Consider the following 11,948-nt stretch of genomic DNA (forward strand, 5'->3'; position numbering starts at 1 on the left):
ACGAAAAAGCCCCGCGATAGCGGGGCTTTTTCCTTGCCGGGCCGGGGCCTACAGGCGCAGGCCGCCGTCCAGTTCGAGAACGCGGCCGGTGTAGTAGTCATTCTCGAAGATGTAGGCCACCGAATGGGCGATCTCCACCGGCTTGCCCATGCGCTTCAGAGGGATGCCGGCGGTCATCTTCTCCAGCGCCTCGGGTTTCATCCCGGCGGTCATCTCGGTCTCGATGAAGCCCGGCGCCACGCCGGCCACGCGGATGCCGTAGCGCGCCAGTTCCTTCGCCCAGACCACGGTATCCGCGGCGACCCCGGCCTTGGCTGCCGAGTAGTTGGCCTGGCCCATGTTGCCGGCGCGGGAGATCGAGGAAATGTTGACGATCGCGCCTTCGTTCTTCAGCTCGATCATCTTCGCCGCCACTTCGCGGGTGCAAAGGAACACACCGGTGAGGTTGACGTCGATCACCGATTGCCATTGGGCCAGGCTCATCTTGCTCAACTGGCCGTCCTTGACCTTGATGGTCAGGCCGTCGCGGAGGATGCCGGCGTTGTTGACCAGGCCGTTGATCGCGCCGAAGTCGCTGGCGACCTGGGCCACCATGTGGGTAACCTGTTCCTCGTCCGCCACGTTGCACACGTAGGCGCGAGCGTCGCCGCCGGCGGCCTTGCAGGCAGCGACGGCTTCGTCGAGACGTTCGCGGTTGAGATCGACCAGGGCCAGCCTGGCGCCCTTGCCGGCGAGATATTCGCCCATTGCCCGACCGAGCCCCTGGCAGCCGCCGGTGATGATGATGACCTTGTCTTTCAATTGCATTGCTTGGAACCCCACGAGCAGTTTCTGGAAGCGGACCTTGCCGGCACCTGCGAACGTACTTTGATATGCCCGTCCGTTTACGACGGATTCTATGCAAGGAGTCATAAATTGAGCGTTGAAGCTGCAAAGAATGCCCGAGAATTGCTGCTCAAGGAATACCGTGCGGTCCTTTCCACCCACTCGAAGAAATGGCCGGGCTTTCCCTTCGGCTCGGTGGTTCCCTATTGCCTGGATGCCGAAGGCCGGCCGCTGATCCTGATCAGCCGGATCGCCCAGCACACCCACAACCTGCAGGCGGACCCGCGCTGCTCGATGCTGGTAGGCGAGCGCGGCGCCGAGGATATCCAGGCTGTCGGCCGCCTCACCCTGCTGGCCGAGGCGCGGCAATTGGCGGAGGAGGAGGTCGCCGCGGCGGCCGAGCGTTACTACCGCTATTTCCCCGAGTCCGCCGACTACCATCGGGTCCACGATTTCGATTTCTGGGTGCTGCAGCCGGTCCAGTGGCGTTTCATCGGCGGTTTCGGCGCGATCCACTGGCTGGCCGCCGAGCGCGTGCCGCTGGCCAATCCGTTCGCCGGAGAAGCCGAGCGCGGCATGGTCGAGCACATGAACAACGACCACGCCGCCGCCATCGCCCACTATGTGGAACTGGCCGGACTGCCGGCGCATGCCGCGGCACGGCTGGCGGGAATTGATACAGAAGGTTTCCACCTGCGCATCGGCCAGGGCCTGCACTGGCTGCCGTTCCCCGCCGCCTGCGGCAACCCCGGGGCCGTGCGCCAGGCGCTGGTGCAACTGGCCAGGGCCGAGCGCTGGCCGACCGTCGAGCCGGAGCAGGGTTGAATTCTTCCCCGGCTGGCGCCAACTACTGGTGGTACCGGGGGCAAACGGGCCCCGCCAAGGACTCTGAAATGCGCGCTTTCCTCTTTCTGCTGTTGCTCTTCCCGCTGGTCGAGCTGGCCGTCCTGATCAAGGTCGGCAGTGTCATCGGGGTCGGCTGGACCCTGTTCCTGATCGTCGCCAGCGCCTTCATCGGTGCCGCATTGTTGCGCGTGGCCGGTGTGGCCACCGCCTGGCGCGCCCGCGAACGACTGGCCCGTGGCGAACTGCCGGAGCAGGAAATGCTCGAAGGCCTGTTGATCGCCGTCGGCGGCGGCCTGCTGATGCTGCCGGGTTTCATCAGCGACATCTTCGGCATCCTCTGCCTGATTCCTTTCACCCGTCGCCTGATGCTCGGCGGCCTGCGCCGCCGCGTCGAACAGCAGGCGCTGCGCCGGCGCGCCTTCGCCGACGACCTGAACGCCCGCTACGGACAGGGGCCGTCGCGGCCGAACGTCATCGAGGGTGAGTACGAGCGCCGCGACGATTCGCGCAACTGAAAAAAATTTTCACTGCATGCCCTTGAAATGGCTTGTGGCGACCTTATGTAACGGTCACCGCAAGGTCCCTGCCACAAGGGCAGGCTGTCTTACGCGGCTCGCGCGTCGAGTCGCAACCCGGCAACGCCGGCTTCAACAAAACCCGCCGGACTTCGATCCGGCCGTTGGAAACCACTGTTTGGGAGAGTTACGACTATGAAGCTTCGTCCTCTGCATGATCGCGTCGTTATCCGTCGCAGCGAGGAAGAGACCAAGACCGCAGGCGGCATCGTGCTGCCGGGTTCCGCCGCCGAGAAGCCGAACCGCGGTGAAGTGGTAGCCGTAGGTACCGGTCGTGTACTGGACAACGGCGAAGTGCGCGCTCTGGCAGTGAAGGTGGGCGACAAGGTGGTCTTCGGGCCTTACTCCGGCAGCAACGCCATCAAGGTCGATGGCGAGGAACTGCTGGTGATGGGCGAGTCCGAAATCCTCGCCGTCCTGGAAGACTGATCGGTCTCACCACTCCGTTTTCACCGAATTCGATTTAGAGGAAAGAGAACATGGCTGCCAAAGAAGTTAAGTTCGGCGATTCCGCTCGCAAGAAAATGCTGGTCGGCGTGAACGTGCTGGCCGATGCCGTCAAGGCCACCCTCGGCCCGAAAGGCCGCAACGTGGTTCTGGACAAGTCCTTCGGCGCTCCGACCATCACCAAGGATGGCGTTTCCGTCGCCAAGGAAATCGAGCTGAAAGACAAGTTCGAGAACATGGGCGCGCAACTGGTGAAAGACGTTGCCTCCAAGGCCAACGATGCTGCCGGTGACGGCACCACCACTGCGACCGTCCTGGCCCAGGCCATCGTCAACGAAGGCCTGAAGGCCGTTGCCGCCGGCATGAACCCGATGGACCTGAAGCGTGGCATCGACAAGGCCACCGTGGCCATCGTCGCCCAGCTGAAAGAGCTGGCCAAGCCCTGCGCCGACACCAAGGCCATCGCCCAGGTAGGCACCATCTCCGCCAACTCCGACGAGTCCATCGGCCAGATCATTGCCGAAGCCATGGAAAAAGTCGGTAAAGAAGGCGTGATCACCGTCGAGGAAGGCTCGGGCCTGGAAAACGAACTGTCCGTCGTCGAAGGCATGCAGTTCGATCGCGGCTACCTGTCCCCCTACTTCGTGAACAAGCCGGACACCATGGCTGCCGAGCTGGATAGCCCGCTGCTGCTGCTGGTCGACAAGAAGATCTCCAACATCCGCGAAATGCTGCCGGTGCTGGAAGCCGTCGCCAAGGCCGGCCGTCCGCTGCTGATCGTCGCCGAGGACGTCGAGGGCGAAGCCCTGGCCACCCTGGTGGTGAACAACATGCGTGGCATCGTCAAGGTCGCGGCCGTCAAGGCTCCGGGCTTCGGCGACCGCCGCAAGGCCATGCTGCAGGACATCGCCATCCTCACCGGCGGTACCGTGATCAGCGAAGAAGTCGGCCTGAGCCTGGAAGGCGCTACCCTGGAGCACCTGGGCAACGCCAAGCGCGTCGTGATCAACAAGGAAAACACCACCATCATCGATGGCGCCGGTGTGCAGGCTGATATCGAAGCCCGCGTCCTGCAGATCCGCAAGCAGATCGAGGAAACCACTTCCGACTACGACCGCGAGAAGCTGCAAGAGCGCCTGGCCAAGCTGGCCGGCGGTGTTGCCGTGATCAAGGTAGGCGCTGCCACCGAAGTCGAGATGAAAGAGAAGAAAGCCCGCGTCGAAGACGCCCTGCACGCTACCCGTGCGGCGGTGGAAGAGGGCGTGGTTCCCGGCGGCGGCGTAGCCCTGGTTCGTGCCCTGCAAGCCATCGAAGGCCTGAAGGGTGACAACGAGGAGCAGAACGTCGGTATCGCCCTGCTGCGTCGCGCCGTCGAATCGCCGCTGCGCCAGATCGTGGCCAACGCCGGCGACGAGCCGAGCGTAGTGGTCGACAAGGTCAAGCAGGGTTCCGGCAACTACGGCTTCAACGCTGCTACCGGCGTGTACGGCGACATGATCGAGATGGGCATCCTGGACCCGGCCAAGGTCACTCGTTCCGCTCTGCAGGCTGCGGCCTCCATCGGCGGTCTGATGATCACCACCGAAGCCATGGTTGCCGAGATCGTGGAAGACAAGCCGGCCATGGGCGGCATGCCTGACATGGGCGGCATGGGTGGCATGGGCGGCATGATGTAAGCCGACCGGCCCCTGTGGTTGGAAAAGCCCCGCTTCGGCGGGGCTTTTTTTATTCCTCAGCGCGGGCAGTCCTGGCGGTAGCCCGGCAGCTCCTTTGCCGCCGGTTCGCAGGCCAGGCGCAGCGCCTGCTTCAGGTCGTCGGGCAGAGTGGCGCGGCTGATCGGCCGCCAGTGCATGCGTTCGCCGAAATAGCGCGCCCAGTGGAATTCGATGAAATAGCTCTGCCGATCCTTGTCGAAGGCGTTCTCGTCCTCGGCGTAGCCGGCCAGGGCGCGGTAGGGATCGTCGCCAAGCCCGGCGAGAGCGTCCGGCAGCGCCTCGGGCGGGATCTCCGCGCCACGCGCATCGTGCAGCCAGACCCAGTGGTTTTCCTGCATCTTCTCCCAGAAGTCGGCGGCCTGGGGGAGCCGGCCGATCACCTTCACCGGTACGTCCTGTTTCGGGTCCAGGCGCCAGAGCGCGCTACTCAGGTGATGGCGATCGGTGAGGTAGAAGCGGCCGCCGGGGCCGATCACCACCGGAATCTCCTTCTTGCGCAAGTAGCGCTCGAGAGCCTTGGGCTTCTTCCCGGCGAGCTTGGCCTGGTCATCCTCGACCTGCAGCAGGCCGACATTCTGCTGGGTCGGGTGGAGAGCCGCGAGCGGCAGCTCGCACCAGCTACCGACAGAGGTTTGCGGCGAGCAATCCTCGGCCTGGGCTGTGGCGGACAGGAACAGGCAGCAAAGCAGCAGGGCTGGGCGCATGGGGGACTCCGGCGAAGGAAGGGGAAAGGTTCCCTAGACTGGCACGCTTCGGGCGATCCGGCGTACTCCGGCCTTTGATAGGTGCCTCGCTTTGTGCCAATCTTGCCGACAGGAGATGGCATTCCTCCTTCAACCGCCCCTGGGGCTGATGATGCCTACGCATGAACCTGGAAAGGCGCGTAGGCGCTCGCCTGCCGCCTGTCCGAATCGCTCCTACAAGGACAGGACTATGTGGAAATCCATTCTCGCCATCGCCCTCGGCGCCGCCCTGGGGGCGTTGCTGCGCTGGTTCCTCGGGCTCAAGCTGAACAGCCTGCTGCCCAGCATTCCCCCCGGCACGCTGCTGGCCAACCTGGTCGGCGGCTATGTCATCGGCGCGGCGATTGCCTATTTCGCCCAGGCGCCGGGCATCGCTCCGGAATGGCGGCTACTGATCATCACCGGGTTCTGCGGCGGCCTGACCACTTTCTCCACCTTTTCCGCCGAGGTCGTCAGCCTGCTTCAGGAGGGCCGCCTGGGCTGGGCCGCCGGGGCCATCGCGACGCACGTCAGCGGCTCGTTGCTGATGACTCTGCTGGGGTTGTTCTCGATGAACTGGATGCTGGGCAAATAGCGCAGCGGGAGGACCGACCATGCAAGGCTATCAACTGACCTTCATCACCCAGCAGGGGCGCTGCCACCAGGGCCAGCCGATCTGCGACTGGCTGCTGCAAGAGGCGCGCCGCCTGGGCGTGCGCGGTGCCACCGCGTTGGCTGCCAGCGAAGGCTTCGGCCAGAGCGGCCGGCTGCATTCGATGCATTTCTTCGAGCTGGCCGACCAGCCGCAGGAAATCCTCATGGCGGTCGATCCCGAGCAGGCAGAACGGCTGTTCGAGTCGATCCGCCAGGCCGGCGTGCGGCTGTTCTACATGAAGGTGCCCATCGAGTTCGGCGTGCTCGGAGCGGACGAACCGTCTCCCTGAACGCGGTTTTCGTCGGCGCCGCCGTTGCGCTGTCCTCGCTTCTCCGGTCGGTAGAGCATCAGGCGGTACAGGCCGAGGCAGATCAGCCAGTCGAACAGCATCGTCCACAGGTTGTGCGAGAGGAAGTGCGCACCTTGCAGCATGCGCGACAGCGACAGCAGGCAGCCCATGGCGAAGGCGAAGGCCAGGGCGTAGCGCGCCAGCCTGGGCTTGCGGTCGCGCAGGGCGAAGAACAGCGCGAACAGGACGAATCCGGACGATGCGTGCCCGCCCGGCCAGCAGCGTCCGGGGTGCTCGGTCGGCGGCCGCGGGCTGAGCAGCGAACTGTAGGTTTCCTCGCCGCCGAACTGCGCCAGGCTCCAGGGGCACTGCACGGCGGTGAGCGCCTTGAGCGGAGTGACTATGCTGGCTGCAAGGCTCATGGCGAGGAACACATAGGCCAGCGGCCTGCTCAGTGCGCGCCATGGCCGGTGGAACAGTCCGGCGATGGAGACCAGCAGGCCGAGGACGCTGATGGCGATCACCAGTTGCTTGACCCGGTCGTGCAGGATGTTCTCCAGGAACCAGCTGTGCCGGCCGATGAAGCCGGCGCCCGGGTCGTACATCAGGTTGGCCAGGGCGAGGTCGAGGGTCACCGGCTCGAAGGCCAGCAGCAGTGCCGCCAGGCCCAGCGGCAGGGCGAGGAACAGCCAGGGGTTGAATGGACGGGAAGGGGAATGGACGGCGGCCTGGGTCATGCGATCTCCAACGCTGGCGTTGACGTTCTCTTGACTTCGACGCTGGTTAAATCCACCGCCGGGGTTCGTGCGCATCCGCAAAGCCGCTATGATCGGCGGCCATGGAAGACGCCATGCAGTCTCTGGTGGCGAGCGTAGAGCCGGTGTGAATCGCCGGTGAAGAATCCGTAAATGCGCGAGAGGCGCTCGATCGGTCTTCCTGCGAAGGAGTGGGACATGCGAATACTGGTGGTCGAAGACAACCGCGACATCCTGGCCAACCTGGCCGATTACCTGTCGCTCAAGGGCTATACCGTGGATTGCGCGCAGGACGGGCTGTCCGGCCTGCACCTGGCGGCCACCGAGCACTACGACCTGATCGTGCTCGACGTGATGCTGCCGGGAATCGACGGCTATGCCCTGTGCCGGCGCCTGCGCGAAGACGCACGGCGCGACACCCCGGTGATCATGCTCACCGCCCGCGACCAGTTGGACGACCGCCTGCAGGGGTTTCGTTCCGGCGCCGACGATTACCTGGTCAAGCCCTTCGCCCTTTCCGAACTTTCCGCACGCATCGAGGCGGTGCTGCGTCGCGCCCAGGGTGGCGGCCGCCGCGAGCTGAGCGTGGCCGATCTGAGCTATGACCTGGACACCCTGGAGGTCAAGCGCGCGGGCAAGTCGCTCAAGCTCAACCCGATCGGCCTCAAGCTGCTCGCCGTGCTGATGCAGAAGAGCCCCCATGTGGTGCGCCGGGATGCCCTGGAGGAAGCGGTCTGGGGCGACGACTGCCCGGACAGCGACAGCCTGCGCAGCCACGTCCATCAACTCCGTCAGGTGATCGACAAGCCATTCTCCGTGGCCTTGCTGCATACGGTGCATGGCGTCGGCTACCGCCTGGCGGAGGAGCCGAATGGAGTATAAGCAGAGCCTCGCCCGCCGGATCGTCATCGCCTTCATGTTGATGACGGTCGCCGTGGGGGGACTGTTCTCCGCCGGCATCGTCGGCGTGGTCCACATCATCGAGGAGCGCCTGATTTCCCGCGACCTGGGCGGCGAACTGGAGCGCATCCTGCGCGACGACCTGGCCCAGGGACGCAACCCGGTGCTCGATCCCGGCATGCGCTTCTTCATCAGCGACGGCCAGGGCTCCTACGCCATGCCGCCGGCGCTGGACCAACTGGATGTCGGTTTCCACGAAGTGTTCGAGGGCGACTTGTCGTTCCATGCGCTGGTGCGCGATATCGATGGTCGCCGTTTCGTCCTGCTGCAGGACCAGAGCGATTTCGAAGCGCGCGAGCAGGTGCTCTACGCCTCGGTGCTGACCGGCTACGTGCTGAGCATCGCCCTGGCCGGCCTGCTTGGCTGGATGCTCGCGCGCAAGGTGATGGAGCCGGTGGTGCGCCTGGCGCGCCAGGTGCGGCATCGCGAACAGTTGCTCGGTCTGGCGCCGCCGTTGGCGCCGGACTACGCCAACGACGAGGTCGGCGAGCTGGCCGCTTCCTTCGACGAGACCCTTGGCCGCCTGCGCGACGCGCTCAAGCGCGAGCAATTGTTCACCAGCGACGTCAGTCATGAGTTGCGTACGCCGTTGATGGTCATCGCCACCTCATGCGAACTGCTGGCCGAAGAACCCAGCCTCGGCCCGCGCGCCCGTGGCCAACTGGAGCGGATGACCAAGGCCACCGAGGAGATGCGCGACCTGGTGCAAACCTTCCTGTTGCTGGCGCGTGCGCAGAAGGGCGAGGAAAGCCTGGCGCCCCACGGTAGCCTGGAGAGCATCGCCGACGACCTGGTCCAGGTCTGGCGCGAACAGGTCGAGGCGCGAGGACTGACCCTGCACTACCGCAACGAAGGTGCCTGCGCCGGCCAGTTCAACGCGCCACTGCTGCGCGCGGTGATGGGCAACCTGTTACGCAACGCGACCCACTACACCGATGCCGGGAGCATCACGCTGACCCTCGACGAGCATGGTTTCAGCGTCGAGGACACCGGGGCGGGCGTCCCGGAAGAACAACGCGAACGCATCTTCATGCCCTTCGTTCGCGGCAGTTCCAGCTCCGGGCGCGGCGAAGGCCTTGGCCTCGGGCTCTCGCTGGTGAAGCGGATCTGCGCGGCCGAGGGCTGGAGCGTAACCCTCAGCGCGGTGGAGCCGCACGGCTGCCGGTTCGAAGTTTTACTCGATGTTGCTTGACGAAAAATTCACCACCCCTTGACCCGAGCTTGACGGCTGGATTCATACCGTTCGTCTCATGAATCCTGGAGTTCCCGTCATGAACAATCCGCCTGTCGACCTCGACTTTTCTCACAAGTATGATCGCGAGCATGCTGAGGCCTACCTGAAGAAGCATCAGGACGGCCTCGCCCGGAAACTTTCCCACCGGCGCGACGTCCAACTCGCCCGGCACGCGCTGAAGCTCGCGGGGCAGCCCAACCTGGTGCTCGACCTGCCCTGCGGCGCCGGACGCTTCTGGCCGCTGCTGGCGGAAAAGGACAACCGGGTGATCATCGGCGCCGACAATTCCGCGGACATGCTGGCGGTCGCCTGCGCCGGCCAGCCGGACGGTGTAGTGAAACGGGTACGGCCCTTGCAGACTTCCGCTTTCGCCATCGACCTGCCGGACAGCTCGGTGGACAATATCTTCTGCATGCGGCTGCTCCACCACATCGGCGAGGCGGATGATCGACGCGTCCTGCTCCGCGAGTTTCACCGGGTCACGCGGGACAGCGTGATTCTTTCCCTCTGGGTCGATGGCAATTTCAAGGCCTGGAAGCGTAGGCGCATGGAGGCACGGCGGGTAGCGAACGGGGAACAGACCGGCTACCAGAACCGCTTCGTGTTACCAGCCGAAACGGTCGAGCGCGAGTTCCGCGACGCCGGCTTCGTCGTCCAGAAGCATCTCGATTTCATCCCGCTGTATCACATGTGGCGGGTCTATATCTTGCGAAAGGAATAACGATGGCTCCCGATCTGGCATCCCTGCAACGTATCTCCGGCGACTCCGCCATCGACCAGTGGTTGCAGGTACCCGGCAGCTGGGTCGAGGAGCCCAACGAGCGGCGCGGCGGGGCCAGCGGCGTGCAGCGGGTGTACACCGGCGATGGACGGCTGCTCTATCGCAAGCAGCAGACCGGCCACGTCTACCGCGACTGGCAGCGCCCTTTCGGCTATCCCACCGCCATGCGCGAGCGCGATGCGCTACGGGCCTTCGAGTCGCTTGGTATTCGCGTGCCGCGCCTGGTCTATTCCGGCTGCCGCAAGGTCGACGGACAATGGCAGGCGCTGCTGGTGACCGAAGCCCTGGAGGGTTTCTCCAGCCTCGACGAGTGCTATGCGCGCGGTGACCAGGACCGCTGGGGCGAAGCGAAGCACCAAAGAATTCTGCAACAAATCGGCGCTACCATTGCCCGGATGAATCTCGCCCACTGGCAGCACGGTTGTCTCTATCCGAAGCACATCTTCGTCCGCGTCGAGGGCGAGGCCATCGAAGTAGCGCTGATCGACCTGGAGAAGAGCCGCCGCCGCCTTACGGTGAACAAGGCGTCCCAGCACGACCTGAAGCAGTTGAAGCGCCGTTCGTCGTGGACTGGCGCGCAGTGGCAAGCCTTCATCTATGGTTACCAGACGGCGTTTGGCAGCGCCATCAAAGGGTTGCAGACATGAAATTAGAAATCACTCGAGGTTTGTTGCTGGTCGGCGCTCTCGCCGTGGCTACAGCCGCGGCTGCCGCCTGGCACGAACCCGCGCCGAACGTGGTGCAGATGAACGGCGGTCATGAGTACTGCCCGACGCCTTCGGTGCTCAAGGCCGAGCGGCCGACGCGCCAGGAGGTCCAGCCGAACAAGGACATCCTGCTGCTGATGTTCGGTCTTTCCCAGGGGGGAGCCAGCCTGTCGCGCTGAGTCTCCTTGTCGAAAAAGCCCCGCCTTGGCGGGGCTTTTTCATGGGCGATGAGATCGTCGGAGGCATGGGCCGAATAAGGACCAGGCCTCATGCGCCACCTTGCCGCGGCGCGCCAGGCTTGCTCTAGGCGACCTGGAACACGTGCTTGAGGTAGTGGATGAAGTCAGGGTCCCGGCATTGCGCCTTGCCGGGCGTATCGGAGATCTTTGCCACCGGATGGCCGTTGCAGGCGCTCATCTTCACCACGATGTTCATCGGCTCGACGCCCGGCAGGTCGCAGGTGAAATGCGTGCCTATGCCGAAGCTGACGTTGATCCGGCCCTGCAACGCGCGATAGATCTTCAGGGCCCGCGGCAGGTCGAGGCCGTCGGAGAACACCAGGGTCTTGGTCAGCGGGTCGATGCCCAGCTTGAGGTAGTGGGCGATGGTCTTTTCCGCCCACAGCAACGGGTCGCCCGAGTCGTGGCGGAGGCCGTCGAAGAGCTTGGCGAAATAGAGGTCGAAGTCGCGCAGGAAGGCATCGGTGGTGATGCAGTCGGTCAGCGCGATGCCGAGCAGCCCACGGTATTCGCGGACCCAGCAGTCCAACGCGGCACTCTGGCTGTCGATCAGGCGCGGACCGAGCTGCTGGTGGGCCATCAGCCATTCGTGGGCCATGGTGCCGAGGGGCTTGAGGTCGAGCTTGCGTGCCAGGTGGACGTTGCTGGTGCCGACGAAGCAGCCCGGAAAGTCCTCCTTCAGACCGCTCACCACCGCCTCGTGGACCCGATAGGAGAAGCGGCGGCGGGTACCGAAGTCGGCCATCTTGAAGCCGGCCAGTTCCTCGGCGCTGGCCTCCCGGCGCAGCCAATCGAACTTTTCCTGCAGGCGTTCGCGCGCCTGCTCGACGGTGGCGGCCGGGTAGCGGGCGCGGTTGCGCACCTCGCTGATCATCGCCAGCAGCGGCACTTCGAAGAGGATCACGTGCAGCCAGGGGCCTTTCAGGCGCAGGAAGAATTCGTCGTTCTCGATGCCGGTCTGCACGTAGCGCGGGTTGAAGCGGAACAACCCGAGGAAGCGGATGAAGTCCGGCGCGAGGAAGGGAATCCGTTCGAGGAAGGCCAGTTGCTCGTCGCTGATCGCCAGGCCCGCCAGGTATTCCAGTTGTTCGCGGATGGCCGGCAGGTACAGGCGCAGGTCTTCCTGGTTGCGGCAGCGGAACTCCCACTCCACCTCGGCGTTGGGATAGTTGTGCAGCACCGCCTGCATCATGGTCAG

Annotated in this window: 15 protein-coding genes and 1 riboswitch; of the genes, 11 read left to right on the forward strand and 4 right to left on the reverse strand. The window is 64.7% G+C overall.

The window, feature by feature from the left end:
- Positions 1-48: 48 nt before the first annotated feature.
- Positions 49-807, reverse strand: coding sequence for an SDR family oxidoreductase (locus tag HMPREF2924_RS31335; RefSeq protein ID WP_003094072.1), 759 nt, complete (start codon positions 805-807; stop codon positions 49-51).
- A 108-nt stretch (positions 808-915) separates the two neighbouring features.
- On the opposite strand from HMPREF2924_RS31335, the gene HMPREF2924_RS31340 reads away from it, so the two are divergent.
- The 4 genes from HMPREF2924_RS31340 to groL all read left to right on the forward strand — a co-directional run bounded on the left by HMPREF2924_RS31340 (position 916) and on the right by groL (position 4,369).
- On the forward strand, positions 916-1,650 hold the full coding sequence (locus HMPREF2924_RS31340) for a HugZ family pyridoxamine 5'-phosphate oxidase (protein ID WP_003134706.1): 735 nt from the start codon (positions 916-918) through the stop codon (positions 1,648-1,650).
- 68 nt (positions 1,651-1,718) lie between these two features.
- Positions 1,719-2,186, forward strand: a complete 468-nt coding sequence (locus HMPREF2924_RS31345; protein ID WP_003094066.1) for an FxsA family protein — start codon at positions 1,719-1,721, stop codon at positions 2,184-2,186.
- 195 nt (positions 2,187-2,381) lie between these two features.
- Positions 2,382-2,675: a co-chaperone GroES gene (locus tag HMPREF2924_RS31350; protein WP_003094064.1), complete on the forward strand. Its 294-nt coding sequence runs from the start codon at positions 2,382-2,384 to the stop codon at positions 2,673-2,675.
- Positions 2,676-2,725: 50 nt separating this feature from the next.
- The gene (gene groL, locus HMPREF2924_RS31355) at positions 2,726-4,369 is read left to right on the forward strand and encodes a chaperonin GroEL (protein WP_003094059.1); all 1,644 of its coding nucleotides are present in this window, start codon (positions 2,726-2,728) and stop codon (positions 4,367-4,369) included.
- 56 nt (positions 4,370-4,425) lie between these two features.
- Here groL and HMPREF2924_RS31360 read toward each other — a convergent pair whose 3' ends face one another.
- On the reverse strand, positions 4,426-5,112 hold the full coding sequence (locus HMPREF2924_RS31360) for a ParB-like protein (protein WP_003134702.1): 687 nt from the start codon (positions 5,110-5,112) through the stop codon (positions 4,426-4,428).
- Between the two features lie 102 nt (positions 5,113-5,214).
- Positions 5,215-5,277: riboswitch (Fluoride riboswitch) on the forward strand.
- Between the two features lie 64 nt (positions 5,278-5,341).
- Between HMPREF2924_RS31360 and crcB the strand changes: the two genes are divergently transcribed.
- Complete coding sequence (gene crcB / locus HMPREF2924_RS31365) at positions 5,342-5,725, forward strand: fluoride efflux transporter CrcB (RefSeq protein WP_003094051.1); 384 nt, start codon at positions 5,342-5,344, stop codon at positions 5,723-5,725.
- Positions 5,726-5,744: 19 nt separating this feature from the next.
- The gene (locus tag HMPREF2924_RS31370) at positions 5,745-6,074 is read left to right on the forward strand and encodes a DUF190 domain-containing protein (protein WP_003094048.1); all 330 of its coding nucleotides are present in this window, start codon (positions 5,745-5,747) and stop codon (positions 6,072-6,074) included.
- Here HMPREF2924_RS31370 and HMPREF2924_RS31375 read toward each other — a convergent pair.
- Complete coding sequence (locus HMPREF2924_RS31375) at positions 6,017-6,811, reverse strand: phosphatase PAP2 family protein (protein WP_003094044.1); 795 nt, start codon at positions 6,809-6,811, stop codon at positions 6,017-6,019. The two genes, HMPREF2924_RS31370 and HMPREF2924_RS31375, sit on opposite strands and share 58 nt — an antisense overlap.
- A 216-nt stretch (positions 6,812-7,027) precedes the next feature.
- Between HMPREF2924_RS31375 and HMPREF2924_RS31380 the strand changes: the two genes are divergently transcribed.
- From HMPREF2924_RS31380 to HMPREF2924_RS31400, 5 genes are all read left to right on the forward strand, one after another.
- Positions 7,028-7,711, forward strand: a complete 684-nt coding sequence (locus HMPREF2924_RS31380; RefSeq protein ID WP_003094039.1) for a response regulator transcription factor — start codon at positions 7,028-7,030, stop codon at positions 7,709-7,711.
- Positions 7,701-8,981, forward strand: coding sequence for a sensor histidine kinase (locus tag HMPREF2924_RS31385; protein ID WP_003094037.1), 1,281 nt, complete (start codon positions 7,701-7,703; stop codon positions 8,979-8,981). The genes HMPREF2924_RS31380 and HMPREF2924_RS31385 overlap by 11 nt, the downstream gene beginning before the upstream one ends.
- Positions 8,982-9,060: 79 nt before the next feature.
- Positions 9,061-9,744, forward strand: coding sequence for a class I SAM-dependent methyltransferase (locus tag HMPREF2924_RS31390; RefSeq protein ID WP_003094031.1), 684 nt, complete (start codon positions 9,061-9,063; stop codon positions 9,742-9,744).
- Positions 9,745-9,746: 2 nt separating this feature from the next.
- Positions 9,747-10,451 carry a lipopolysaccharide kinase InaA family protein gene (locus tag HMPREF2924_RS31395; RefSeq protein ID WP_003094029.1) on the forward strand — a complete coding sequence of 235 codons (705 nt, stop codon included), beginning with the start codon at positions 9,747-9,749 and terminating at the stop codon, positions 10,449-10,451.
- Positions 10,448-10,690 carry a hypothetical protein gene (locus HMPREF2924_RS31400; RefSeq protein WP_003134699.1) on the forward strand — a complete coding sequence of 81 codons (243 nt, stop codon included), beginning with the start codon at positions 10,448-10,450 and terminating at the stop codon, positions 10,688-10,690. Before HMPREF2924_RS31395 ends, HMPREF2924_RS31400 begins: the two co-directional genes overlap by 4 nt.
- Positions 10,691-10,814: 124 nt before the next feature.
- Here the strand turns inward: HMPREF2924_RS31400 and pncB are convergent.
- Positions 10,815-11,948: nicotinate phosphoribosyltransferase (pncB, locus tag HMPREF2924_RS31405; RefSeq protein ID WP_070621911.1), on the reverse strand; the 1,134-nt coding region annotated here is incomplete at its 5' end.

Source organism: Pseudomonas sp. HMSC063H08 (assembly GCF_001813645.1).
In the GTDB taxonomy this organism is placed as follows: domain Bacteria; phylum Pseudomonadota; class Gammaproteobacteria; order Pseudomonadales; family Pseudomonadaceae; genus Pseudomonas; species Pseudomonas aeruginosa.

Bases quoted from the DNA above. Each gene is read 5' to 3' on its own strand.
- HMPREF2924_RS31370 (WP_003094048.1), top strand. From the start codon at position 5,745: ATGCAAGGCTATCAACTGACCTTCATCACCCAGCAGGGGCGCTGCCAC.
- HMPREF2924_RS31360 (WP_003134702.1), bottom strand. From the start codon at position 5,112: ATGCGCCCAGCCCTGCTGCTTTGCTGCCTGTTCCTGTCCGCCACAGCC.
- HMPREF2924_RS31385 (WP_003094037.1), top strand. From the start codon at position 7,701: ATGGAGTATAAGCAGAGCCTCGCCCGCCGGATCGTCATCGCCTTCATG.
- HMPREF2924_RS31335 (WP_003094072.1), bottom strand. From the start codon at position 807: ATGCAATTGAAAGACAAGGTCATCATCATCACCGGCGGCTGCCAGGGG.
- HMPREF2924_RS31390 (WP_003094031.1), top strand. From the start codon at position 9,061: ATGAACAATCCGCCTGTCGACCTCGACTTTTCTCACAAGTATGATCGC.
- groL (WP_003094059.1), top strand. From the start codon at position 2,726: ATGGCTGCCAAAGAAGTTAAGTTCGGCGATTCCGCTCGCAAGAAAATG.
- HMPREF2924_RS31375 (WP_003094044.1), bottom strand. From the start codon at position 6,811: ATGACCCAGGCCGCCGTCCATTCCCCTTCCCGTCCATTCAACCCCTGG.
- HMPREF2924_RS31395 (WP_003094029.1), top strand. From the start codon at position 9,747: ATGGCTCCCGATCTGGCATCCCTGCAACGTATCTCCGGCGACTCCGCC.
- crcB (WP_003094051.1), top strand. From the start codon at position 5,342: ATGTGGAAATCCATTCTCGCCATCGCCCTCGGCGCCGCCCTGGGGGCG.
- HMPREF2924_RS31380 (WP_003094039.1), top strand. From the start codon at position 7,028: ATGCGAATACTGGTGGTCGAAGACAACCGCGACATCCTGGCCAACCTG.
- HMPREF2924_RS31400 (WP_003134699.1), top strand. From the start codon at position 10,448: ATGAAATTAGAAATCACTCGAGGTTTGTTGCTGGTCGGCGCTCTCGCC.
- HMPREF2924_RS31345 (WP_003094066.1), top strand. From the start codon at position 1,719: ATGCGCGCTTTCCTCTTTCTGCTGTTGCTCTTCCCGCTGGTCGAGCTG.
- HMPREF2924_RS31350 (WP_003094064.1), top strand. From the start codon at position 2,382: ATGAAGCTTCGTCCTCTGCATGATCGCGTCGTTATCCGTCGCAGCGAG.